Raw genomic sequence first — 551 nt, forward strand, 5'->3', positions numbered from 1 at the left:
ATTACCAGCGGCGTCCGTGGCAGTGGCGGTTAGGGTTTCATCCCCTTCGCCCATGGCCGCCACGTCATCGGCATCAACTGCCACACTCCAGTTGCCATCACCATCGACGGTCACAGGATCGCCAATCTGAGTACCTGCTTCATTGGTTAAGGTGATGATGTCACCTGCGGTACCAGTGCCGGTCACATTAAATCCAGCACCTGCTTCAATCGCATTGATGATGTCATCGCCTGTGACTGCATTGATGACGGGCTCTGTCGGTGCAATGGTGTCTACGACAATGTCAACTGTGCTGCTGGCGCTTGGTAGATTACCAGCGGCGTCCGTGGCAGTGGCGGTTAGGGTTTCATCCCCTTCGCCCATGGCCGCCACGTCATCGGCATCAACTGCCACACTCCAGTTGCCATCACCATCGACGGTCACAGGATCGCCAATCTGAATACCTGCTTCATTGGTTAAGGTGATGATGTCACCTGCGGTACCAGTGCCGGTCACATTAAATCCAGCACCTGCTTCAATCGCATTGATGATGTCATCGCCTGTGACTGCAT

At 54.8% G+C, this 551-nt stretch carries 1 protein-coding gene; it reads right to left on the reverse strand.

The annotated features are described in order from the left end of the window. Positions 1-551 (reverse strand): Ig-like domain-containing protein (locus tag ABFV72_RS13065; protein WP_347164105.1); only part of this gene is annotated, 551 nt, incomplete at both ends.

The sequence above is a fragment of the Psychrobacter proteolyticus genome (assembly GCF_039762275.1).
GTDB classification, from domain to species: Bacteria; Pseudomonadota; Gammaproteobacteria; order Pseudomonadales; family Moraxellaceae; genus Psychrobacter; species Psychrobacter proteolyticus_C.